Source organism: Pseudomonas sp. P9_31, from assembly GCF_034008235.1.
GTDB lineage: Bacteria > Pseudomonadota > Gammaproteobacteria > Pseudomonadales > Pseudomonadaceae > Aquipseudomonas.
Genome location: NZ_CP125375.1, coordinates 292,386 through 314,143, shown reverse-complemented (window position 1 = coordinate 314,143; position 21,758 = coordinate 292,386). Strand labels below are relative to the sequence as shown.

Annotated in this window: 22 protein-coding genes; 9 read left to right on the top strand and 13 right to left on the bottom strand. The window is 60.6% G+C overall.

The genetic code is table 11. The features are described 5' to 3' along the window. Nucleotides 1-27 precede the first annotated feature (27 nt). Complete coding sequence (locus QMK51_RS01375) at nucleotides 28-660, top strand: DedA family protein (protein ID WP_320392946.1); 633 nt, start codon at nucleotides 28-30, stop codon at nucleotides 658-660. On the opposite strand, the gene QMK51_RS01370 is transcribed toward QMK51_RS01375, so the two are convergent. Continuing rightward, nucleotides 641-1,888 (bottom strand): sterol desaturase family protein, encoded by a 1,248-nt coding sequence (locus QMK51_RS01370; RefSeq protein WP_320392945.1) that lies wholly within the window; start codon nucleotides 1,886-1,888, stop codon nucleotides 641-643. The two genes, QMK51_RS01375 and QMK51_RS01370, sit on opposite strands and share 20 nt — an antisense overlap. A 114-nt stretch (nucleotides 1,889-2,002) precedes the next feature. On the opposite strand from QMK51_RS01370, the gene elbB reads away from it, so the two are divergent. Continuing rightward, nucleotides 2,003-2,671, top strand: a complete 669-nt coding sequence (elbB, locus tag QMK51_RS01365; RefSeq protein WP_258698545.1) for an isoprenoid biosynthesis glyoxalase ElbB — start codon at nucleotides 2,003-2,005, stop codon at nucleotides 2,669-2,671. Nucleotides 2,672-2,787: 116 nt separating this feature from the next. Here elbB and QMK51_RS01360 read toward each other — a convergent pair whose 3' ends face one another. Together QMK51_RS01360 and QMK51_RS01355 are read right to left on the bottom strand one after the other, a co-directional pair. Further along, nucleotides 2,788-3,243 (bottom strand): YaiI/YqxD family protein, encoded by a 456-nt coding sequence (locus tag QMK51_RS01360; RefSeq protein WP_258698544.1) that lies wholly within the window; start codon nucleotides 3,241-3,243, stop codon nucleotides 2,788-2,790. A gap of 105 nt (nucleotides 3,244-3,348) precedes the next feature. Further along, nucleotides 3,349-5,247, bottom strand: a complete 1,899-nt coding sequence (locus tag QMK51_RS01355; RefSeq protein WP_320392944.1) for an FTR1 family protein — start codon at nucleotides 5,245-5,247, stop codon at nucleotides 3,349-3,351. A gap of 153 nt (nucleotides 5,248-5,400) precedes the next feature. Here QMK51_RS01355 and QMK51_RS01350 point away from each other — a divergent pair, with 153 nt between their 5' ends. The 5 genes from QMK51_RS01350 to QMK51_RS01330 all read left to right on the top strand — a co-directional run bounded on the left by QMK51_RS01350 (nucleotide 5,401) and on the right by QMK51_RS01330 (nucleotide 10,161). Further along, nucleotides 5,401-6,798, top strand: coding sequence for a hypothetical protein (locus QMK51_RS01350; RefSeq protein ID WP_320392943.1), 1,398 nt, complete (start codon nucleotides 5,401-5,403; stop codon nucleotides 6,796-6,798). Nucleotides 6,799-7,005: 207 nt separating this feature from the next. After that, entirely contained in the window at nucleotides 7,006-8,400 is a 1,395-nt protein-coding gene (locus QMK51_RS01345) for a hypothetical protein (RefSeq protein ID WP_320392942.1), read from the top strand. A gap of 15 nt (nucleotides 8,401-8,415) precedes the next feature. Continuing rightward, the gene (locus tag QMK51_RS01340; protein WP_320392941.1) at nucleotides 8,416-8,787 is read left to right on the top strand and encodes a YcfL family protein; all 372 of its coding nucleotides are present in this window, start codon (nucleotides 8,416-8,418) and stop codon (nucleotides 8,785-8,787) included. A gap of 39 nt (nucleotides 8,788-8,826) precedes the next feature. Further along, nucleotides 8,827-9,414: a penicillin-binding protein activator LpoB gene (gene lpoB, locus QMK51_RS01335; protein WP_105340689.1), complete on the top strand. Its 588-nt coding sequence runs from the start codon at nucleotides 8,827-8,829 to the stop codon at nucleotides 9,412-9,414. A gap of 3 nt (nucleotides 9,415-9,417) precedes the next feature. Next, nucleotides 9,418-10,161, top strand: coding sequence for a penicillin-binding protein activator LpoB (locus QMK51_RS01330; protein WP_258698540.1), 744 nt, complete (start codon nucleotides 9,418-9,420; stop codon nucleotides 10,159-10,161). Between the two features lie 79 nt (nucleotides 10,162-10,240). On the opposite strand, the gene QMK51_RS01325 is transcribed toward QMK51_RS01330, so the two are convergent. From QMK51_RS01325 to QMK51_RS01315, 3 genes are all read right to left on the bottom strand, one after another. Further along, a complete protein-coding gene (locus tag QMK51_RS01325; RefSeq protein WP_258698539.1) occupies nucleotides 10,241-10,873 on the bottom strand; it encodes a LysE family transporter in 633 nt (210 codons plus the stop codon). Between the two features lie 213 nt (nucleotides 10,874-11,086). Beyond that, nucleotides 11,087-11,668, bottom strand: a complete 582-nt coding sequence (locus tag QMK51_RS01320) for a mechanosensitive ion channel family protein (protein ID WP_258698538.1) — start codon at nucleotides 11,666-11,668, stop codon at nucleotides 11,087-11,089. Further along, entirely contained in the window at nucleotides 11,668-13,578 is a 1,911-nt protein-coding gene (locus QMK51_RS01315) for an ATP-binding cassette domain-containing protein (RefSeq protein WP_320392940.1), read from the bottom strand. Before QMK51_RS01315 ends, QMK51_RS01320 begins: the two co-directional genes overlap by 1 nt. 50 nt (nucleotides 13,579-13,628) lie before the next feature. Between QMK51_RS01315 and QMK51_RS01310 the strand changes: the two genes are divergently transcribed. Beyond that, the gene (locus QMK51_RS01310) at nucleotides 13,629-14,093 is read left to right on the top strand and encodes a TIGR02444 family protein (protein WP_320392939.1); all 465 of its coding nucleotides are present in this window, start codon (nucleotides 13,629-13,631) and stop codon (nucleotides 14,091-14,093) included. Here the strand turns inward: QMK51_RS01310 and QMK51_RS01305 are convergent. Beyond that, nucleotides 14,090-15,175 carry an AlgP family protein gene (locus QMK51_RS01305; protein WP_320392938.1) on the bottom strand — a complete coding sequence of 362 codons (1,086 nt, stop codon included), beginning with the start codon at nucleotides 15,173-15,175 and terminating at the stop codon, nucleotides 14,090-14,092. The two genes, QMK51_RS01310 and QMK51_RS01305, sit on opposite strands and share 4 nt — an antisense overlap. Nucleotides 15,176-15,367: 192 nt before the next feature. On the opposite strand from QMK51_RS01305, the gene QMK51_RS01300 reads away from it, so the two are divergent. After that, the gene (locus QMK51_RS01300; protein WP_320392937.1) at nucleotides 15,368-16,033 is read left to right on the top strand and encodes an FKBP-type peptidyl-prolyl cis-trans isomerase; all 666 of its coding nucleotides are present in this window, start codon (nucleotides 15,368-15,370) and stop codon (nucleotides 16,031-16,033) included. A 61-nt stretch (nucleotides 16,034-16,094) separates the two neighbouring features. On the opposite strand, the gene rsd is transcribed toward QMK51_RS01300, so the two are convergent. From rsd to hemC, 6 genes are all read right to left on the bottom strand, one after another. Continuing rightward, nucleotides 16,095-16,565, bottom strand: a complete 471-nt coding sequence (gene rsd, locus QMK51_RS01295) for a sigma D regulator (protein ID WP_258698533.1) — start codon at nucleotides 16,563-16,565, stop codon at nucleotides 16,095-16,097. 179 nt (nucleotides 16,566-16,744) lie between these two features. After that, nucleotides 16,745-17,296, bottom strand: coding sequence for a disulfide bond formation protein B (locus QMK51_RS01290; protein WP_320392936.1), 552 nt, complete (start codon nucleotides 17,294-17,296; stop codon nucleotides 16,745-16,747). A gap of 263 nt (nucleotides 17,297-17,559) precedes the next feature. Next, entirely contained in the window at nucleotides 17,560-18,798 is a 1,239-nt protein-coding gene (locus QMK51_RS01285) for a heme biosynthesis protein HemY (protein ID WP_320392935.1), read from the bottom strand. Continuing rightward, a complete protein-coding gene (locus QMK51_RS01280) occupies nucleotides 18,795-19,949 on the bottom strand; it encodes a uroporphyrinogen-III C-methyltransferase (RefSeq protein WP_320392934.1) in 1,155 nt (384 codons plus the stop codon). The genes QMK51_RS01285 and QMK51_RS01280 overlap by 4 nt, the downstream gene beginning before the upstream one ends. Nucleotides 19,950-19,965: 16 nt before the next feature. Next, nucleotides 19,966-20,733, bottom strand: coding sequence for a uroporphyrinogen-III synthase (locus QMK51_RS01275; protein WP_320392933.1), 768 nt, complete (start codon nucleotides 20,731-20,733; stop codon nucleotides 19,966-19,968). Further along, complete coding sequence (gene hemC / locus QMK51_RS01270) at nucleotides 20,730-21,671, bottom strand: hydroxymethylbilane synthase (RefSeq protein WP_320392932.1); 942 nt, start codon at nucleotides 21,669-21,671, stop codon at nucleotides 20,730-20,732. Before hemC ends, QMK51_RS01275 begins: the two co-directional genes overlap by 4 nt. Nucleotides 21,672-21,758 lie beyond the last annotated feature (87 nt).

Genomic DNA, 21,758 nt, shown 5'->3' with positions numbered 1-21,758 from the left:
CGCGTTCATTTCGCCAGCACCCAGACAATGCTCCAACAATTTCTGCATGACTTCGGCTACTTTGCCCTATTCCTCGGCACGTTTTTCGAAGGCGAAACCATTCTGGTACTCGCAGGCTTCCTCGCGTTCCGCGGATACATGGACATCAATCTGGTGGTGGTCGTGGCGTTCTTCGGCAGTTATGCCGGCGATCAGCTGTGGTACTTCCTGGGGCGCAAGCACGGGCGCAAATTGCTGGCACGCAAACCGCGCTGGCAACTGATGGGCGATCGGGCACTGGAACATATCCGCAAGCACCCGGACATCTGGGTGCTGAGCTTCCGCTTTGTCTATGGCTTGCGCACCGTGATGCCGGTGGCGATCGGTCTGTCGGGCTATCCGCCAGGACGCTATTTGCTACTCAACGGGATTGGCGCGGCGATCTGGGCCGCCGCACTGGCCGCTGCCGCGTATCACTTCGGCGCGGTGCTCGAAGGCATGCTGGGCAGCGTCAAGAAGTACGAGCTGTGGGTGCTGGGCGCCCTGCTGGTCCTGGGCTTTTTCCTATGGCTGCGGCGGCGCTTCAAGAATGCCCGTCTGGCGAAGAAGGTCTACGCCGACGAGCAGGCGCTGAAAGCCGAACAGGCCAAGTCCAGCGAACCTACGACGCCCATCGAGTGACACGGTTTCTACAACAGTAGAGACCGATGCCGCTGAGCAGGCTGTAACTGAGCAGCACCACCCAGCCCGCCGCGCTTCCCACCACACCGCCCGGCCATAGCCCGACCATCGGTGCCAGCCATACCAGCGGCAGGTTCGACGCCAGCCGCAACAGCTCCAGTTTCAGTGCCTGCGGGCGATTCTCCAGGGCCGCGCCCAACACAAACAACCCCAACGCCACGGCGCCCCAGCCCAACACCAGGGCTGCGGTCGGCAGGCTCTGCTCCAAATTCATCAAGTAACTGCCCAAGGCGATGTAAACGCAGAATTGCAGCGCCACATACCACTGCTGGCGCCCATCCAGCGGCACCTCGAATTTGCGGAACCGAGCCAGGTCCGGCTTGTTCATCGGGTATTTGGCCGCCACATCCGCCGGCCGCCACCCGGTGCGCATGAACCAGATCCGCAGCTTGTCCCACCCGCGCTCGGCTCGCCGGGCGTCATCCCACAACTGCGCATAGAACTGCACGTTCGCCCACAACGGATTCCAGCTCGCCAGCGGCGTGGTCACGCCGAAAATCACCGGTTCGTTGTCGTCCTCTTCCTGGAACGAGCCGAACAGACGGTCCCAAATAATGAACACCCCGCCATAGTTACGATCCATGTAGAGGGCGTTCTGTGCATGGTGAGCCCGATGATTGGACGGCGTGACGAAGAACCACTCGAACCAGCCGAGCTTGGGAATGTGCCGGGTATGCACCCAGAATTGGTACAGCAGGTTCAGCGCCGCAACGCTGACAAACACCAGCAGCGGCACGCCGAGCACGGCCAGGGGCAGGTAGAAAATCCAGCTCAGCAGAAACCCGGTGCTGGTCTGGCGCAAGGCGGTGGAGAGGTTGTAGTCCTCGCTCTGGTGATGCACCGAATGGGCAGCCCAGAGGATGTTGCGCTCGTGGCCCATGCGATGCAGCCAGTAGTAGCAGAAGTCATAGAAGACGAAAGCGAACACCCAGACCCAGGCACTGTCGGCCGACAGTTCGATCACGGCCAGGTGCTCCAGGGCGAAGGCATAAGTCACCAGCCCGACGCCCTTGGTCAACAGGCCCGTGGTGGTCGACAGCACGCCGGTACTGAGGCTGTTGATCGCGTCTGCCACGCGGTAATTGCTCACCCCGCGCCAACGGTCGGCCAGCAATTCGACCGCAATCAGCACAAAGAAAAACGGCACCGCATACAGAATGAAGTTCATGACGCGACCTGATCGGAATCGTTCAGCAGAGATTAGGTGTAGCCGCGAATTAACCCTATGGCAACGAGTGACAAATTAGTGGACATTTAACGCCATGAACCTGGAGAAAAGCCCATGAGCAAAAAAATTGCAGTGATCCTTTCCGGCTGTGGCGTGTACGACGGCGCCGAGATCCACGAAAGCGTGATCACCCTGCTGCGGCTGGACCAGCGCGGTGCCCAGGTGCAGTGTTTCGCACCCGATATCGCGCAGTTGCATGTGATCAACCACCTGACCGGCGAAGAAATGCCCGAATCGCGCAACGTGCTGGTGGAATCGGCGCGTATCGCCCGGGGCAACATCAAGGATATCCGTGAAGCGGACGTCGAAGATTTCGATGCGCTGATCGTTCCCGGCGGTTTCGGGGCGGCCAAGAACCTGTCGAGCTTTGCCGTCGAAGGCGCCGGATGCAGCGTTCAACCTGACGTCCTGGCGTTGACCGAAGCGTTCGCCGAGGCTGGCAAACCGGTGGGGCTGATCTGCATCTCGCCGGCCCTGGCGGCAAAAATCTACGGCCCGGGCGTGACCTGCACCATCGGTAACGACGCCGATACCGCCGCCGCGGTGAACAAAATGGGCGCCACCCATGCCGAGTGCGCGGTAACCGATATCATCGAAGATAAAGCACGCAAGCTGGTGAGTACCCCGGCCTATATGCTGGCGCAATCGATCAGCGAGGCGGCTTCCGGCATCAACAAACTGGTCGACCGCGTACTGGAACTGACCCACGAAAACGACGAGTAACACTGTTTAATGTGGGAGCGAGCCTGCTCGCGATAGCGGTCTAACCGTCAACATCAATGTTGAGCGTGCCGACCCCATCGCGAGCAGGCTCGCTCCCACAGGGACCACCGTCTTGCTTAAGACCTGCGGGACAACCGCGTGAGTATCCGGTCCAGCGCATTGGCGAACGCCTGCTTCTCGCGGTCGCCGAACGGCGCCGGTCCGCCGCTCATCTGACCCTGCTCGCGCAGGTCGGTGAACAGGTTACGCACCGCCAGTCGATCGCCCATGTTCTGCGCATCGAACTCCTTGCCCCGTGGATCCAGCGCCGCAACACCCTTCTTCACCAGCCGGTCCGCCAGCGGTACATCGCTGCAAATCACCAACTCCCCCGGCACCGCGTGTTCCACCAGATAATCGTCGGCGGCATCCGGGCCGCTGGGCACCACGATCAGCTTCACCAGAGCGAGGCCCGGCTTGATCTGCGGCTGCCCGGCCACCATCACCACTTCGAACTGACGCTTGAGGGCGAATTTCACCACCAGATCCTTGGCTGCCCTTGGGCAGGCGTCGGCATCGATCCATACGCGCATAGTGTTTTCCTCTTCCAAAAAAATCGCGAGCAGGCTCGCTCCCACAGGTTATACGCAATCCTGTGGGAGCGAGCCTGCTCGCGATTGTGAGCGCAGCGAATGCTTTTAAGAAACCGGCAGACGCCGCTTCTCGGCCATCCGGCTACGGCTGTACAGCACGATGATCGCAATGATCGCCACGGCCTGAGCACTCAGCGAATACGCATCAGCGTGGATCCCCAGCCAGTCGAAGTCAAAAAACGGTACCGGCCGCGTGCCGAAGATCCCGGCTTCCTGCAACGCCTTCACGCCATGGCCGGCAAACACCACCGACAACGCGCACAGCAGCCCGGCATTGATGCCGAAGAACAACGCCAGCGGAAGTTTCGCCGAGCCGCGCAGAATCACCCAGGCCAGACCGACCAGCATAACCAGCGCCGTCGCCCCGCCAGCCAGTACGGCGTTATGCCCAGCAGGCCCGGCCTGCAACCACAGGGTTTCGTAAAACAGGATCACTTCGAACAGCTCGCGATACACCGAGAAGAACGCCAGGATCGCAAACCCGAAACGTCCGCCACCACTGACCAGACTGCTCTTGATGTAATCCTGCCAGGCCGCTGCGTGGCGACGGTCGTGCATCCACACGCCGAGCCAGAGCACCATGACGCTGGCAAACAGCGCCGTGGCACCTTCCAGCAGCTCACGCTGGGCCCCGCTGACGTCGATCACATACGCCGCCACCGCCCAGGTCGCCAGCCCGGCCAGCAGCGCCAGGCCCCAACCGATATTGACGCTGCGCACCGCCGATTGCTGGCCGGTATTGCGCAGGAACGCAAGGATCGCCGCGAGCACCAGAATCGCTTCCAGACCTTCGCGCAACAGAATCAACAGACCGGAAATATAGCTCAGCGACCAGCTCAAGCCATCGCTACCGAGCAGGCCAGCGGACTCTTTCAACTTGGCCTTGGCCACCTCCAGACGCTGCTCGGCCTGGGCCACCGGCAAGCCGTCCTGCAACGACTGACGGTAAGCCATCAGGGACTTCTCAGTGTCTTTGCGCACATTGGCGTCGACGTTGTCCAGGGAGCTTTCGACCAGTTCGAAGCCTTCCAGGTACGCCGCCACCGACAGGTCGTAGGCCTGGTCGTGATCGCCGGCACGGTAGGCGGCGATGCTCTTGTCCAACGTGGCAGCCGTGTATTCCAGCAGTTGCCCCGGGCCACGCTTGACCTGCGGCGGTTGCGCCCGTTGCGCCCGGAAGGTCGCGGCCGATTGCGGACCTTCGGCGGCCTGCACTTCGGCTGGCGTCTGACGTGCCAGGTCAGCGATGTTGTAGGTTTTCTCGGATTTTGCCGCGGCCGGATCGGCGCTGAAGCTAGCGATATAGGTCGCCAGGTCCCAACGCTGACGATCATCCAGCTGATCGGCGAAGGCCGGCATGTCGGTGCCTTCGACGCCCATGCCCAGCGTGTTGTAGATCGCGTAGAGGCTCAGACGGTCCAGTCGCGCGGCATCGCGCAGATTGGTCGGCGGTGGTGTCATGCCGACGCCCGCCGGGCCGTCACCGGCGCCCGCATCGCCATGGCACACCGAGCATTGCTGGGCATACAGCGGCGCGCCGCGGGTCGGGTCCGGGGTGATGACCGGGGCCTGGCTGACTTCATAGGTCACTGCCAGCTTTGCCCCCAGTTGCCGCGCCTGACGGGCGACGTCCGCGCTGTCCTTGCGAGCGGCGATCGCGGTGCGCAGGCCGTTGACGCCCTGCTCCAGTTCGGCACGTTCGGGTTTGGCCGGCAAATCGGCGATCAACCCTTGCAGCGACCCCAGAAACGCCTGCTGTTCGAGATATTCAGCCTCATCAATAACCTTGCCACCCTCGACCGCCGCCGGGTAATCGGCGGCGATGTAATCGAGCAAATGCAGGGCCTTGGGCGCACCCTCTGCGGTTTCGGCCAGCGCATTGAAGCTGCAGAACGCGATCATCGGCAGCATGAGCCACGCCAGAAAACGAGAGGAGCCAGTCATGAATAAATCTCAAATGGAAATACGAAGTAACACATTGTTCACTTCCAATGAGTTTCGCTCAAGCTTTGTTGGTATTTCCCGCGCAACGGCGTGTACATTCAGCGGCAAATTGCTATCTCTTCGCGGTATCCGATCAGGGAAGAATCATCGTCCATGCGCTCCTGCCTGTTTTTCTCGCTGCTGCTGAGTCTCGCCCTGCAACTGAGTGGATGTGCCGCGTACCGAAATTATGATCAGGAAATGCAACAGACCAACGACCAACTATTGGTGGGTAACCTCCAGGGTGCGCTGGACCTGGTGGAGTTGCACAATCCCTGGGAAGACAAGGATCTGCTCTATTACTTCGAGAAAGGCGCCATCCTTAGTGTCGCCAGTGCGCTGCCGCAGAGCCAGAAAGCCTGGCGCAGCGCCGACCAGATGGTGTTCCAGCGCGAAGAAGCGGTGCCCTCCGGCGCCATGAAACTGCTCACACGGTTTGGCAATGAAATGGGCACCCTGCTGGTCAATGACAAACTGCGTCGCTATGAAGGTTACGACTACGAAAAAGTCATGTTGACCACGCAAATGGCCCTCAACCAATTAGCTGCGAATGACTTCGACGGCGCCCGCGCCGACATCAAGAAAACCCACGAACGCGAAGCGCTGATTGCCCGTCAGCGCGAGCGGCAGTACGAAGAGCTCGAGGAGCAGGCCAAGGCCCAGGGCATTGCCGTGCGCTACAAGGATCTGCAGGGCTACCCGGTGACCACGCTCGATGCGCCGGCCGTCATCGAACTGAAGAACGGCTATCAGAGTGCCTTCAGTCATTACCTGGCTGGCTTCACCTACGAAGCCCTCGGCGAACGCGATCTCGCCGCGCCGGGCTATCGCCAGGCAATTGAATTGCGCCCGAACCTGCCGTTTCTCGAGCAGGCGCTGCGCAATCTCGACAAGCCGCCGGCAAAAGCCGATGAAAGTGATGTGTTAATCATCGTCCAAAGCGGCCTGGCGCCGGCACGCAGCTCGGTGCGCGTGCCGATTCCGGTACGGCTGAACGAAAACCTGGTGATCGTTGCCCCGATTTCTTTCCCGGTGATGATCCAGGACACCATCACGCCAGCGTTCGACCACATCATCGTCGATGGTCGCAAACGGCCGCTGACCGCACTCAACAGCGTCACCGACATGGCTTTGCGCACCTTGCGTGATGACATGCCCGCCATCATCTCGCGGGCCATGTTCCGCGCCAACATGGCGGCTATCGGCCAGGCCGAGGAAAACGAACGCAACCCGGCCAAAGCATCGCTGGTGGTCACCCGCGAAGACCCATTCGAGGAGGCCGACACCCGCACGTGGCGCACCCTGCCGGACAAAACCCTGGTCGCGCGTCTGCGGCTGAAAAAAGGTGAACACCTGTTCAACGCGCCGAACGCGCCCGGCACCGCACCGGTTACCCTGCGTATCGACCGCGACTTTCAAGTCATCAACCTGCGCACAATAAACACCGTGACATTCGTCGTCGGAAGGACTTATGTGCAAACCTCGCCAGCGCCGGTATCAGGCCAGAAATAAGCAATGGCACAGTTGTGAAAACATGTGATTAAAAAGCCATTACATAGCCAGCATCCCTGTTTATAATGCCGCGCCTTCGTTATTTCGATATGGCATTTAAGCTCCTCTTTTTATGAGGAATTGGCAGGACGCCAACAGCCCTGCCGATAGGTCCCAACAGCCCGACCAGCACGCGCGGCTGCTTAACTCAGGGAAGAAGTACCCCCTATGGCCTCCCGCGCCCTTACCTCGATCGCGCTCAGTGCTGTCACCTTGCTCTCCGGCTGCTCGGCTTTTCGTAACTACGACTCCGAACTGGCACAGACCAACCAGCAACTGGCTGCCGGCAACGTCGATGCCGCCTTGACCCTGCTGGAAAAGAACAACACCGGCGCCGACAAAGACCTGCTCTATTACTTCGAGAAGGGTGAACTGCTGCGCGCCAAGGGCGATTTGTCCGGCAGCCAGAACGCCTGGACCAGCGCCGATCAGGTGGTGGGCAAGTGGGAAGACTCGGTCAAGCTCGACACTGACAAGTACCTGGCCCAGTTCGGCAGTTTTCTGGTCAACGACAAGGTCCGTCGCTACGAAGGCTACGACTACGAAAAAGTCATGCTGACCACGCAGATGGCCCTCAACCTGCTGGCGGTGAATGACTTCGACGGCGCGCGCACCGCAATCAAGAAGACCCACGAACGTGAAGCGGTGATCGCCGACTTGCGCGACAAGGAATACCTCAAGAGCGAAGAGCAGGCCGAGAAAGAAGGCGTCAAAACCCAGTACAAGGATCTTCAGGGTTATCCGGTGGCCAGCCTCGACGCGCCGGACGTGGTCAGCCTGAAAAACAGCTACCAGAGTGCGTTCAGCCATTACCTGGCCGGTTTCGTCTATGAAGCCCTGGGCGAGAAAGATCTGGCCGCACCGGGCTATCGCAAGGCCGCCGAGCTGCGCCCGAACACGCCGCTGCTGGAACAGGCGCTGGTGAATCTCGACAAACCCGCCAAGGACGAGGACAGCGACATCCTGATCGTCGTGCAAAGCGGTCTGGCGCCGTCCCGCGACTCCATCCGCATTCCGCTGCCGTTGCCGATCAGCAACAACGTGGTGATCACGCCGCTGTCGTTCCCGATCATCAAACCGGATACCTCCACCGCCACCTTTGCCCAGATCGGCGTGGACGGTCAGCAACTGAACCTGACTCAACTCAACAGCACCACCGCCATGTCCCGCCGCGCATTGCGTGACGACATGCCGGGGATCATCCTGCGCACCACCGTGCGGGCGATCACCCGTGGCGTGGCACAGAAGCAGATCAACGAAACCAACCCGCTGGCGGGTCTTGCAGTCGGTATCTCTTCAGCCGTGCTCGAAGGTGCCGATACCCGTACGTGGCGCACCCTGCCGGACAACACTCAAGTAGTGCGTCTGCGCTTGAAGAAAGGCGAGCACCAAGTCACCCTGCCGAGCGCCGTGGGCGGCTCAGTGGTCAAGGTCACTGTGGATCAGCGCTATCAGGTCATCAGCCTTCGCGCCGTGGGCAATCAGGTATTCGCCAGCGGCCTGGCCACTCACGTGATCCCGAGCGCCAACCCGACCGCCGTGGCCAGCCTCAAACAACCTTAAGAACGGAGTCTTTGCATGCGCTTCAAATTCATCGCTGTCGTCGCCCTGGCCTTGCTGGCCGGCTGCGCCACCCCGCCACCACCGGAACCAGGCAGCGCTGCCAGCAAGGTCGTGGCCATGGGCAAGCTCAAGAACATCGTGGTCGGCGCCATGCGCGTGGCCCGGGAAAACGGCTTCATGACGGTCAATGTGCAGCTGAGCAACACCAGCTACAACAACAAGACCTTCTACTACCGTTTTGCCTGGCTCGGCCCTGAAGGTTTCCCGGTTGCAGAAGAAGAGACCTGGAAAAGCCAGATGATGTACGGCGAGCAGACCAGTTTCATTCAGGCCATTGCGCCAACCGCCAAAGCCGTGGATTTCCGTCTCGAAATCAAAACGCCTTAAGCCCGACACCCTATTCGTTCAGTTCTAGAGAGCATTCCCATGTTTGCACGCTTTTCATTCATCGCCGTCATCGCCCTCCTGGCCAGTGGTTGCGCCAACACTTCGCCGACGCTGGGCAGTAAAAACATCAGCTACGGCGACACCAAGGCTGTGGAAACCGTGACCAACGAGTTCGGCTCCACCGACTTGCAGATGATCGCCGAATCCATGACCCGCTCCCTGGCCCAGTCCGGCATTCTGCAAGGCCGTCCGGTGGTTCAGGTCTACGACGTGAAGAACAAGACCAGCGAGTACATCGATACCCGCGAAATCACCACCAGCATCAAGACCCAGCTGATGAAAACCGGCGTGGCCCGTTTTGCCAGCGACAACACCGCCATGCAGAGCCAGGTCGACCAGCTCAAGCTGCAAAACCAGAGCGGCCTGTACAAGAAGAGCACTGTGGCCAAGACTGGCAACATGATCGCCGCCCAATACCGTCTTGAAGGTTCGATCAGCTCGATCGTCAAGCGCAGCAGCGACTACAAGGACGTCTTCTACAAATTCAGCCTGCAATTGATCGACGTTGAGAGCGGTCTGGCCGAGTGGATGGACGAAAAAGAGATCCGCAAAACCACGGAGCGTTAATCGATGCGCACATGGATTGGCATGATGGCCCTGGCTTGCGCGTTCAGCGTGCAAGCGGCCCCGAAAGTCGCAGTGGCTGACCTGGCCTATCAGGAACGGGTGGAGCAATACGTCCACACTATTTCGGCCCAGAGCAACCACAGCCAGAGCTATTACGGCGCCAGTGGTTCGTCCAGTTACGAAGAGTACGAAGCAACCAGCAGCTACATCGAGCAAGGTGAGTTACGCAAATTCACCGGCGACATCAAGGGCGAGATTCTGCGCACCGGCATGTTTCAGCTGGTGCAGGGCACGCCTTACACAGCATCGTCCAAAGGTGACGTATATGACGTGATCAAGCGCATCAAGGCCGGTAGTTTCAAGGGTGCCGACTACGTGCTGTTCGGCACCGTGTCCGACATCGACTTCACCCGCGACATGAACGAGCTGGCCAACACCGACAGCTATTCGGCGGTGCTGGGGCTGACGCTGGTGGCAGACTTCAGCCTGATCAACACCAAGACCTTTGAGATCACCTCGGCCTTCACGGCGATGGGCGAAGGTCAGGACACCAAACTGGTGAATGGCCGGGACATTCGGGTTTCCCTGAACCGCCCACGGGTGGTGCGTGACGTGTCCAAGGCGCTGGGTGAAGACGTAGCCGCGCAACTGAGCCAACAGCTCGGTGGCGGTGGCTACGAGCAACCAGGGCAAGCGCCACTGCGCAACAACCTGCCGCGGGATACGGCACCGGTGATTCTGCACTGATCTCAGGCTGGCCACAAAAAGCTCCCAGCCACCATAAAAAAGGCGACCTCGATAGGTCGCCTTTTTTGTGCCTGAGGTTTTATACCGCCGCTTTGCGCAGGGTCGCCATGAACGCCGCCGCGCCGATGAACAGTCCGGCAAAGGTACGGCTCATGCGCTTCTGCTGCTTGGGCGTGCGCAACAAACGCAGGACCTTGGCCGCCAGCCCGGTGTAGCCGGCCATGACGATCAGATCGACACAGATCATGGTCACGCCGAGGATCAGGTACTGGGCTACCAACGGCTCGTGGGGGTCGATGAATTGCGGCAGCACCGCAAGCATGAACACCAAGGCCTTGGGATTGCTGACGTTCACCAGAAAACCGCGGAACACCAGCGCCATCGGCTTGCCGATCTGCCGAATGGCAGCGTCGTCGCTCATCTCGCCAGGCAGCGCGCGCCATTGTTTGACCGCGAGGTAGACCAGGTAGGCCACGCCGAACCATTTGATCACGTAAAAGGCAGTGGCGGAGGCCGCGAGGATTGCGCCGACACCGGCAGCGACGATCACAATCTGCAACGCCAGGCCCAGTTGCAGGCCCAGGGCATTCCAGTAACCGCGCCAGAAACCGTAGCGCAAACCGCTGGACATCGACGCAATGGCGCCGGCACCGGGGGAAAGACTGATCACCCAGCAGGCGGCAAAAAACGCCAGCCATGTTTGAAGCACCATTGCACACCTCGACTCAGACCCGTGACAGACGTCTAAGCTAATGCGCCTTTGGGCCGATGACTACCGATTTTTTATAGGACGTGGCGGCTGCCGAACAGCGTTTACGGCAGTAGGACCCCTTCGCGAGCAAGCCCGCTTGTGTCTTGCGCAGGAATTAGACTGAGGGTGAGAGCGGGCTTGCTCGCGAAAGCGGTGTATCAGGCAACAGAAGGCTTACTTTTCGAACCCGTTCGAAGGGAATGCATCAGTACCGCGCCAGCGTCGAACCGAGCGCTGGAAGAACAGGCTGTTGGGCACTTGCACCATGGCGCTGCCGGTACCGAGCTCTTCGGCTTCGATCAACGTGGTGTAGAGCAGATTGATCGCCACCACCCGGCCTTTGACGCCGGGCTTGTCGGTAGTGTCCACCAACTCGACCACATCGCCGATACGGAATGGGCCGACGGTGAAGATCAGGATCGCGCACAACAGGTTGGAGAGCACACTCCACATGGCGAAAAACGCCACGGCGGCCACCGCAACGAAACCGGATAATGCCGTCCAGAGCACCGTTGCCGACACCCCAAGGCGTTCCAGCACAAAAATCAGCGCACTGCCCATGATCAGCCAGCGCAAACCGCCACGCAGCGGCAGCAAAAACTGCGGCGGAAACGGGTAGCGCTCGCCCAGGCGAGTCAGGCATTTAGCGACGACGCGCTGGGCGATATAACCGGCCAGCAGGATCAGCAGGATTTGCACGACCAGCCAGATCGGCTCGACCCACATCGCCGGCAACGGCAGCTTGAAGGCCTCCATCAAGACAGCGCCTCCAGCTCCGCCTGCATGCTTTCGAGCAATTCGAGCGCTTCCATCCAGGCCTCTTCCAGTTCGGCTTCACGCACCTTCAGCCTGGCCTGTTCGGCCAGCAGATCACGCAATTCGTTCTTGCGCGCCGGCTCGTAAATATCGCTGTCACCGAGGCTGGCGTCGATCTTCGCCAGCTTCTCATGCAGCTTGCCCAGCTCGGCCTCGAGCTTGTCGGCCTCGCGCTTGTGCGGTGCCAGTTGCTGACGCAACGCGGCGGCGGCCTGGCGCTGAGCTTTCTTGTCGGTCTTGTCCGGGTTGACCGGGGTGTTGCTGACCGGCGTATTGCGCTGACGGTATTCCACCAGCCAACGGGTGTAGTCTTCCAGGTCGCCGTCGAACTCCTCGACCTTGCCGTCGGCCACCAGATAGAAATTGTCGGTGGTGCTTTTGAGCAGATGACGATCGTGGGAGACCACCAGTACCGCGCCACTGAATTCCTGCAAGGCCATGGTCAGCGCCAGGCGCATTTCCAGGTCCAGGTGGTTGGTCGGTTCGTCGAGCAGCAACAGGTTCGGCCGCCCCCAGGCGATCAACGCCAGGGCTAGACGGGCCTTCTCACCGCCGGAGAAATTCAGCACCGGCTCATCGATGCGCGCCCCACGGAAGTCGAAACCGCCAAGGAAATCGCGCAGGGTTTGCTCACGCTCGGTTGGCGCCAGGCGCTGCAAATGCAGCAACGGGCTGGCCTTGGAGTCAAGGGAGTCGAGTTGATGCTGGGCGAAGTAGCCGACCACGGTGTTCTCGCCCCGGGTCAGTCGGCCAGCCAATGGCTCGAGTTCACCGGAGAGGTTTTTGATCAGGGTCGATTTACCCGCACCGTTAGGGCCGAGCAAACCGATCCGCGCTCCGGGGGTCAGTTGCAGCTTGACCTTCTCCAGCACGGTTTTGTCGCCGTAACCCAGGCGCGCATCCGACAGGTCGATCAACGGGCTGGAGATTTTCTGCGATTCGCGGAAGACGAAGTCGAAGGGTGAATCGACGTGGGCGGCGGACAGTTCCTCCATCCGCTCCAGCGCCTTGATCCGGCTCTGGGCCTGACGGGCCTTGGTGGCCTGGGCCTTGAAGCGGGCGATGTAGCTTTCCATGTGCGCACGTTGTGCCTGTTGCTTCTCGTAGGCCTGCTGTTGCTGGGCCAGACGTTCGGCACGGGCCCGCTCAAACGCTGTATAACCACCGCGATACAGGGTGATCTTGCGTTGGTCGACGTGGGCCACGTGATCGACCACGGCATCGAGGAAATCGCGGTCGTGGGAAATCAGCAATAAGGTGCCGGGATAGCTTTTGAGCCATTCTTCGAGCCAGATGATGGCATCGAGATCCAAGTGGTTGGTGGGCTCATCGAGTAGCAACAGGTCCGAGGGGCACATCAAAGCCTGCGCCAGATTCAGACGCATCCGCCAGCCACCGGAGAAATCTCCTACTTGCCGATCCATTTGCTCATTGGTAAACCCAAGCCCGGCCAGCAGCTTGCGGGCCCGGGCATCGGCGGTGTAACCGTCGGCGCTGTCGAGTTCCGAGTGCAGGCGGGCCTGAGCGGCACCGTCATGCGCCGCTTCGGCTGCCGCCAGGTCATGTTGTACCTGGCGCAGGCGCAGGTCGCCATCGAGCACGTAGTCGACCGCCAGGCGTTCGAGCGTGTCGACCTCCTGGCGCATGTGGGCGATGCGCCAGTCGGCCGGCAGAAAGCAGTCACCCGAGTCCGGGTGCAGCTCGCCCCGAAGCAAGGCGAACAGGCTCGATTTGCCGGCGCCGTTGGCACCGATGAGGCCGGCTTTGTGGCCGGCGTGCAGGGTCAGCTCGGCGTCTTCTAGCAGACGTTGCGGGCCACGCTGTAAAGTCAGGTTCTGAAGTCGAATCATAATGGCGGCGGAGTCTACCAGCTTCGCTCGCAACTGGCGCGAGTAGCACTATGTCCTCTGACCTGTGGAGCTTTTCCCTCGACACTTACGCCCGTCCCGGCGTTGAAGACGCCTGCCTGCAATTGCAGTCGGCGGGGGTGAACGTGTGCCTGCTGCTCTGTGGATTGTGGCTGGGACAGCGGGGCGTCGCCTGTAACGAACAACGATTGCAGCAGCTTCGCGATGTGGTCACCCCTTGGGACGCGGATGTCGTGCGACCGCTACGGGCGTTGCGCAGGCAATGGAAAGCCGACGCGGCGGAGGACGCCGAACTGAATACGTTGCGCGAGCAAGTCAAAACACTGGAACTGGAAGCCGAGCGGCAACTGTTGTTGCGGCTGGAACGACTGGCGCAGGGCTGGCCGCAGGATGAGACGAACGATCTCTCGACCTGGCTGGAAGGTATGGCGACAGGCGCCGCCAACCTGGACCGCGACGCGCTGCATCAGCTGCGCGTCGCGGTAACCGGCACTTAGGAAGCGCTGGTTGGGGTGGTGCTGGTGCTCGACGACACGGCTGGCGTTGGCGCAGGCGAAGCTGTCGAGGTAGTGGCTGCCGGGACCGCCGCAGCCGGAGCCGGGGTTGCTGGCTTGGCAGCAGGTGCGGCAGTCGGCTTCGCAGCAACTACTGGTTTTTTCACGGCTGGCTTGGCGGCAGGTTTTACAGCCGGTTTGGCAGCGGCAGGTTTGGCTGCTGGTTTCGCTACAGCTGGCTTGGCGGCAGTGGCTGGCTTGGCAGCGACGGCAGGTTTGGCAGCAGCAGGTTTAGCGGCGGGTTTCGCCGCCGGTTTTGCAGCAGGCTTGGCAGCTGGTTTTACGGCGGCAGTTTTGGCTGCTGGTTTTGCTGCAGGTTTAGCGGCCGGTTTTGCAGCTGCAGTTTTCGCCACGGCGGGTTTGGCAGCGGTGGTTTTTGCAGCAGGTTTAGCAGCTGTTTTGGCAGCAGCTGTTTTGGCAGCAGCTGGCTTGGTGGCAGGTTTGGCAGCCGCCGTTTTAGCTGCTGGTTTCGCAGCGCTGGCAGCGACTGGTTTTTTCGCCGCAGGTTTTGCTGCGGCTTTTACCGGTGCTTTGGCAGCCGGTTTGGCGACAGGCTTGGCCGGTGCTTTTGCAGCAGCCGGTTTGGCAGCGGCTTTCTTCGCAGGTGCCGCAGCAGGCTTGGCCGAACGCAGGGACAACGCCTTGCCGACAGCCTCTTGAACACGACCGACGCCCTGGGCCAGTTTCAGGCTTTCTTGAGCGTCGCGTTTGAGTTGCAGGATGTAGCTGCGAGTTTCGGACTGACGATTCTTGAGGGCGTCGAGCAGGTCCTCAAGTTCTTTCACCGCCTCTTTGGCCTTGGCTTGTGCCTTGGCTTTGCCGGCCGCCGCAGCGTCCTGCAATTTGGTGCGAGACTTGTGCAGTTTTTCCTGCGCTTTTCCGCGCTGCTTTTCCAGTTTGGCGAGCAGTTTTTCAGCATCAGCCAAGGCTTGGGAACAAGCGTTTTCCAAATGCTCGAGCAGGCTGCCCGAGAGTTGTTGGAGTAAGTGCAACGGAGTATTTACTGGCTTCTTGGTGGCCGACATGGTTTACCTCCTGGCTGACGTGAATGCGGCTCATACTAGACCTCTGCTGCAACCGCCGCTAGGGCATGTTGACAGTATCGAAAGCGCTGCGTTGCAACGAAGTAAAAATGTTCTGCACTTACGCAAAACCAGTTCACCTTCGAGCGCATTCACACTGGCATAATCCTGCGCATCTCAGGTCGGAGAGTGCCCATGTCGCGCTACCTTTTTTTATCGCTGTGCGTGTTTTTTTCCATGGTTCAGGCCGCCGAAAAAACCTCCACGAATGACGCTCACGATCTCGCTTACAGCCTGGGTGCGAGCCTTGGCGAACGCTTGCGCCAGGAGGTTCCGGATCTGCAACTTCAGGCGCTGCTCGACGGTTTGCAGCAAGCCTATCAAGGTAAACCGCTGGCACTGAAAGACGAGCGGATCGAACAGATTCTTGCCGAGCACGAAGCACAGACTGCCGAGCAACCCGCAGTCGCGCAAAGCGAAGTCGCCCTCGAAAAGGAACGGCGTTTTCTCACTGAAGAAAAAGCCAAACCAGGGGTTCGCGAACTGGCGGATGGAATATTGCTGACAGAGCTGGCGCCGGGCACCGGCGCCAAGGCAGGTCCGAACGGCAAAGTGCAGGTGCTGTATATCGGTCGCTTGCCTGACGGCACAGTGTTCGACCAGAACAGCCAGCCGCAGTGGTTCAGTCTTGATAGTGTGATCACGGGCTGGCGCACTGCCTTGCAAAACATGCCGGTCGGCGCGAAATGGCGCCTGGTGATTCCATCGGCGCAAGCGTATGGCGCCGACGGTGCCGGCGACTTGATCGCGCCGTTCACCCCGCTGGTATTCGAAGTCGAATTGCGTGGTGCGACAAGCTGAATGCCAGAAACGAAAAACGGTGCGCATTGCGCACCGTTTCCAGTTTCTGGTCAGGAAGGGTTCAGGCCTGAACCGAACTCTCTTCCTTGTGGGCGGTATGCAGCACTTCGATCAGGCAGTCTTCCAGTTCGAAGCGTTCACGCAGTTGGCTACCCAGCTTTTCCAGCGCTTCGGCGAAACGCTCGGTGTCGTTGCAGTCACCCTTGTGACAATGATCATTGAAGGACAGAGCCATCTCGGTGCTCACGTCGATACGCGGGTTGATCTGCTCAACCAGCTCAAGACCGCCATCGTCACCAAAGGCCTTGGCCTCATTGACCAGATGCTCACTTACTTCGAAGTGCCAGGCAGAAACGTAATCGACAAGAATCTCGCAGAACCGACCGTTCAAGGACTTGTCGGCGAAAGCCGGTTTGGCATCTCGCAAGTCGCGGAACGCCTTTACCAACTCTTCACGCTCCTGTAGCCAGCGGTCAATGAGCTTATGAACCCCACCCCAGCGTTCCTGAGCATTCTGACAACTATCTAACATGGCGATCTCTCTTCCCTAATGGGTCATGCCGTTCTACACCTGCAACAAGACTCGGTATATCCGGTTTGGCTCAGACAGAACAGCAACGAGCAACATAATTCCAATGACACGTGCGGGCCAGATTATGCCCGCACGCCTATGGCTTCAAGGTACGCAGGAGATAAAGTTCATACAAGTGTTTAATCGCCCGCCAGTACCCGGTGCGACGACTCGCCGCCGAGCGGTCGCTGACACGCGATCCAGACAAGGCGCAGCAACTGATACCCGCCCAGGATCATCATCGCAACGAAGAACAGCAGGCTCCATTCCGGGATGCTCAGGTCGAACAGCGTCCAGGAGATTTCCGCGCAGTCGGCGGTGCCCTTGAACATTCGCTGCACGACACACAACCAGGGCGTACTGGCGAATAGATCGGCCAGATTGGGTGAGCACGCCGATAACTGATGCACTGGATCACTCTGCAACACGACCTGCCGCCACGCCGTGGCGGTACCCGCCAGACTGCAAAGCAGGCCCAGCAGCCAATACAGGAACGATCCGAAGCGGCCAGGCCCCTGCACCGAAGCCGTCAAACAAATACCCGTGAGCAGCGCCAGGCAAAACCGCTGTAACAGGCACAACCCGCAAGGCTTGAGGCCGACCGAATATTCCAGGTAATAGGAAACGCCCAAGGCCAGGGCACCTGCAATGAAAACCATGAAAAACAAGGAGCGTGAGCAGGCCAAAGACATGGCTTTTCCGTAACTGTAGAGACAAGCGGTTACGGTAGAGGAAAGCACGGCAGCCTTTCAAGGCAGGCCAGCACGGACACTTCACCAGAAGTGTAGGGAATTCCCGACAGAGTCGAGAGGATAAGATGTAATCCGCTGTAGGACTTTGCCGGCGAAGGACTACAGCGCAAAAACAGTGTTGGATTCGGAGCGACTGCGCTCTTAATAACAAGATCAAAAGATCGCAGCCTTCGGCAGCTCCTACGTAGGCCCGGCGACAGGTCTCAGGCGTGAGCCGGCAGCGGCAGCGGTGCCGACAGCAAGCGCTCGTCCAGCAGGCCCAAGCCCTCCTGGAACAGCTGATTACTGCGCTCGGTGTCACCCAGTTGCGCCAGCAACCGGGCCAGTTCGGCGCAGGCTTCAGGATTGCGCTGCACACGCAGGCTGTTCTCCAGATAATCCCGGGCCTTGCCCCAAAGGCTGCTTTGCAGACACAGACGGCCCAACGTCAACAACAGACTCGGGTCGGCCGGATGATCCTTGAGCCAACCCTCGGCGGTGTGCAGTTGCCTAGCCGGATCGCTGCCGCGAACCAGTCCGTACAGGCGTGCCAGATGACTGTCGTATTTGCGCTTGAGGGCCGCACGCAGGACTTCTTCGGCCTCGACCAGCGCCCCCAGTTGCCGCAATTGCTCGGCATAGGCCAGCACCAATTGCGGTTCCTGGCGCTGAGCGGCGGTGAGCTGCTGCCAGGCGCGATTGAGCGATTGCAAGCCGACCGTTCCGTCTTCTTCCTTGTGCGCCGCCAGCGAAAGATTCTCACCCCAGGCGCGGCGCTCCAGTTCAGCCAGCTCGGCCGTCGGCAGCACCTTGTCCTTGCGTAACTCCGGCAACAAGCGAATCACTGCCGACCAATCGCCCCTCTGCTGATGCAGGCGTTGCAACTGGCGCAAGGTCTGGACGTTGTGAGGATGACGCTCGTGCATGGCTTGCAGGGTCACCAGGGCGCCTTCAGTGTCGCCGCGGTCGGTCTGCAATTGGGCATGGCTCAAGGCAATCGCCAACTCGGCCTGGGGCTGGCGCTCCAGCGCGCGCTCCAGCAGGTTGTCGCTTTCCTCATAGTGACCTTGTTCGTTCGCGGCGCGGGCAGCCCCCAGGTAATAGAGCAGCGGCTGCCGTTCGGCTTCCGCTGCGCGATACAGATGACGCTGCGCACTGGCCCAACGGCCCTCGGCCAGATCCAGCTGGCCGTGCTCGATCGCCACTTGCACCCGCCGACTGCGATTGCGTCGCGACCATGGATTGACCACTCCACCGGAAGTCGTCACCAGCTCGATCAACGCCTTGATGCCCCAGAACACCAGCCACAGCACGGCCACCAGGGCCAGGGTGGCCCACAGGCTCGATTCGTAACGGAAGGTTTTGTAGGCAATCAGCACGTAACCGGAATGCTCGGCAATCGCCAGCCCCAGCGCCGCGGCAGCGGCGATGACCACGAACACGATCACATAGAGGCGCTTCATGGCGTCGCCTCCTGCGCGGCGTTCGCAGTCGGTTTGACCAGAGGTTTCACCGAGTCCTCGGCGTTAACATTGCGCCGCTCAAGGTAGGCCTGAACCGCGCTCAACGTGCCCGTCAGATCTGGCGTGACCACTATGACCGGCTGCTTGCTCAATTCGCCCACCTGCTCCAGCATGATTTTGCTCTGCGGGTTGTCCGGGTTGAAGTTGCCCTTGAGCACGTCCCGCGCCTCGGCCAGCGCCTGGGTGTAAACCGCGGCCTGGCCATTGAGCGCGGCCCACTGCGCCTGCTCCAGCGCCAGGCTCAGGGCCAGACGCACCTGACTCAAACTTTGCCCGGCCAGCAGCGGACGGACATTCTTGTCGGCGTTGAAGTCGATGCGGATATAACGCGAGATCTGATCCCACCATTGCGCCCAGCGACTGGCGCCGTCGCCATCGGCCGTCAGGCCCAGCAGGGATTCGCCACGGTCCTTGTACTCGGGCGCCAGTTCGGTGAGGTTGATCACCTGATCGCGCAAGGCACCCAGACGCAGGAACAACCCGGTGCGATCCGGCTGTTCGGTACTGCGCAGGGCCACCAGGGTTTTGGCCACTTGCTCGCGAGCGGCAAAAGCCCCCGGGTCGTTCTGTTCACGGAGAATTTCATCGGCGCCCTGCACCAGGGCCTGGGCGCTGCTGATGTCCTGCAACGCCGACAGACGCAGGCTGGCCAGACGCAGCAAATGCTCGGCTTCGGCCAAACGCCAATCCTTGCGGCTGGCGCCGAGGACGGTTTCCAAACGTTGATTCAAGCGTTGCTGATCGCCTTGAAGCTGAATGACCAAACGACTGCGCGCATCGAGTTCTTCGGCGGCAGGCATTTGTTCGAGGCGAGCGGTCAGACGCTGCTCGTTGAGCTTCAGGCTCTGCGCCTGATCGTTCAACGCCTGTACCTGACTCAACTGTTGCAGGTTATTGGCTTGCAGGTGACGCACCTGCCAGACTCCCCAACCGCCCACGGCAACACCGGCAGCGCCCAACAGCAGCGCGACGATTGCCAGCCCATTGCCTCGGCGCGGCTCAGTAGCAGGTAGCCCGGTTTCAACCGGTGCTTCAATCGGCGCATCGAGCACCGGCTGGACGTCATCTTCAGGCAAGGCTGTTTTGCTCACGTATCCATCCTTTGCATTAGAAAACGGGTACGGGGTGCTCCCGTAACGCCGTCAGCAAGGCCGCGGCACTGGCGCCACGACAATCCACAACTGTTTGGGCCCCGGCGGCACGTGCCAGCTCGGCGACCCTGGGGCTTGGAACAAACAACGGCAACCGTGCCATGAGTGGCCAGGCATCGCCGGCCAATCGGTGCAGGTGCTCAAAACCCTGTCCACTGCTGACCACCAGCCCGTTCAAGCGTTCCGCTTCGATCCGCTCAGGCAGCGTCGCTGGCGGGTACTGCGGCAAACCGCGTCGGTACAACTCCAGATACTCGACACTAGCACCAAGCTCGCGTAAACGCTCAGCCAGCAACTCGCGCCCACCCTCCCCGCGCATGATCAGCACCCGTGCATCGGGTCGGACGATAGCCTCGCGCAACTGTGGAAGTTCAAGCAAGGCTTCGCTGTCATCGCCGTCGACCGGGAAGTTCACATCCAGCCCGTTATCCTCGAGGATCTGCGCCGTCGCCGCGCCCACGCTGAACCACTTCAGAACCGGTGGTTGCGGCCCGTGCCGATTGAGCAGATCGACAGCGATTCTGGCGGCCGGTTTGCTGACCACGATCACCGCGCAATAGCGATTCAGATTCTGAATCACTTCGAGCATTTTGGCAGAGGCAGGAATCGGCTCGATGTCCAAAAGCGGCAGGCTGCTACTGAAAACCCCCGCTTCGGTCAGCACACCGGCAAGCGCCGCCGACTCATCCGCAGGGCGTGTCAGCAACAGGCGCCAGCCAGTCACTCGTGACCTGCCTCGCCATAGACTGCTTTCAGAATGTCGGCGGCGCCCTGGCTCAGCAAGTCTTCAGCCACTTGCACACCCAAAGCCTCGGCATCAACCCGTGGCGCACGGGCTTCAGCGCTGAGCAACAGGCCACCGCTCGGATCGCCCACCAAACCACGCAACCAGATCTGCTCACCTTCAAGCACCGCGTAGCAAGCGATCGGTACCTGGCAGCCGCCATTCAAATGTTTGTTGAGAGCACGTTCGGCGGTAACGCGGATGGCCGTGTCCGGGTGATGCAGCGACGCCAGCAGCGCATGAATGTCAGTGTCGGCGCTACGGCATTCGATACCGACCGCGCCCTGGCCACCGGCCGGCAGACTGTCTTCGACACTGATGGCTGACGTGATGCGGTCTTCGAAGCCCAGGCGAATCAAACCCGCCGCGGCGAGGATGATGGCGTCGTATTCGCCGGCATCGAGCTTGGCCAGGCGAGTGTTGACGTTGCCGCGCAGGAAGCGGATTTCCAGGTCCGGGCGACGGGTCAACAGTTGCGCCTGGCGGCGCAGGCTGGAGGTCCCGACAATGCTGCCCGGCGGCAACTCATCCAGGCTGGAGTAAGTGTTGGAAACGAACGCATCGCGCGGGTCTTCGCGCTCGCAGATGCAGAACAGACCGAGGCCTTCGGGGAAGTCCATCGGCACGTCTTTCATGGAATGCACGGCGATGTCGGCTTCGTTTTCCAGCAGCGCGGTTTCCAGTTCCTTGACGAACAGGCCCTTGCCGCCGATTTTCGACAGAGGCGAATCGAGCAGCTTGTCGCCGCGACTGACCATGGGCACCAGCGTCACGAGCAGGCCCGGATGGGCCTGTTCCAGACGAGCCTTGACGTATTCGGCCTGCCACAGGGCGAGAGCACTTTTGCGGGTGGCGATGCGGATTTCGCGAGAGGACATGGATCAATCCGTACTGAATAGATACGGCGGATAATAACAGCTCAGCCAAATCCACTTTGACTTGTATCAGAAACTGCATGGCCTCCC

Bases quoted from the DNA above. Each gene is read 5' to 3' on its own strand.
- rsd (WP_258698533.1), bottom strand. From the start codon at position 16,565: ATGTTAGATAGTTGTCAGAATGCTCAGGAACGCTGGGGTGGGGTTCAT.
- QMK51_RS01320 (WP_258698538.1), bottom strand. From the start codon at position 11,668: ATGGAGGCCTTCAAGCTGCCGTTGCCGGCGATGTGGGTCGAGCCGATC.
- QMK51_RS01285 (WP_320392935.1), bottom strand. From the start codon at position 18,798: ATGAAGCGCCTCTATGTGATCGTGTTCGTGGTCATCGCCGCTGCCGCG.
- QMK51_RS01340 (WP_320392941.1), top strand. From the start codon at position 8,416: ATGCGCTTCAAATTCATCGCTGTCGTCGCCCTGGCCTTGCTGGCCGGC.
- QMK51_RS01290 (WP_320392936.1), bottom strand. From the start codon at position 17,296: ATGTCTTTGGCCTGCTCACGCTCCTTGTTTTTCATGGTTTTCATTGCA.
- QMK51_RS01355 (WP_320392944.1), bottom strand. From the start codon at position 5,247: ATGACTGGCTCCTCTCGTTTTCTGGCGTGGCTCATGCTGCCGATGATC.
- lpoB (WP_105340689.1), top strand. From the start codon at position 8,827: ATGTTTGCACGCTTTTCATTCATCGCCGTCATCGCCCTCCTGGCCAGT.
- elbB (WP_258698545.1), top strand. From the start codon at position 2,003: ATGAGCAAAAAAATTGCAGTGATCCTTTCCGGCTGTGGCGTGTACGAC.
- QMK51_RS01360 (WP_258698544.1), bottom strand. From the start codon at position 3,243: ATGCGCGTATGGATCGATGCCGACGCCTGCCCAAGGGCAGCCAAGGAT.
- QMK51_RS01305 (WP_320392938.1), bottom strand. From the start codon at position 15,175: ATGTCGGCCACCAAGAAGCCAGTAAATACTCCGTTGCACTTACTCCAA.
- QMK51_RS01325 (WP_258698539.1), bottom strand. From the start codon at position 10,873: ATGGTGCTTCAAACATGGCTGGCGTTTTTTGCCGCCTGCTGGGTGATC.
- QMK51_RS01370 (WP_320392945.1), bottom strand. From the start codon at position 1,888: ATGAACTTCATTCTGTATGCGGTGCCGTTTTTCTTTGTGCTGATTGCG.
- QMK51_RS01375 (WP_320392946.1), top strand. From the start codon at position 28: ATGCTCCAACAATTTCTGCATGACTTCGGCTACTTTGCCCTATTCCTC.
- QMK51_RS01315 (WP_320392940.1), bottom strand. From the start codon at position 13,578: ATGATTCGACTTCAGAACCTGACTTTACAGCGTGGCCCGCAACGTCTG.
- QMK51_RS01330 (WP_258698540.1), top strand. From the start codon at position 9,418: ATGCGCACATGGATTGGCATGATGGCCCTGGCTTGCGCGTTCAGCGTG.
- QMK51_RS01345 (WP_320392942.1), top strand. From the start codon at position 7,006: ATGGCCTCCCGCGCCCTTACCTCGATCGCGCTCAGTGCTGTCACCTTG.
- hemC (WP_320392932.1), bottom strand. From the start codon at position 21,671: ATGTCCTCTCGCGAAATCCGCATCGCCACCCGCAAAAGTGCTCTCGCC.
- QMK51_RS01350 (WP_320392943.1), top strand. From the start codon at position 5,401: ATGCGCTCCTGCCTGTTTTTCTCGCTGCTGCTGAGTCTCGCCCTGCAA.
- QMK51_RS01310 (WP_320392939.1), top strand. From the start codon at position 13,629: ATGTCCTCTGACCTGTGGAGCTTTTCCCTCGACACTTACGCCCGTCCC.
- QMK51_RS01300 (WP_320392937.1), top strand. From the start codon at position 15,368: ATGTCGCGCTACCTTTTTTTATCGCTGTGCGTGTTTTTTTCCATGGTT.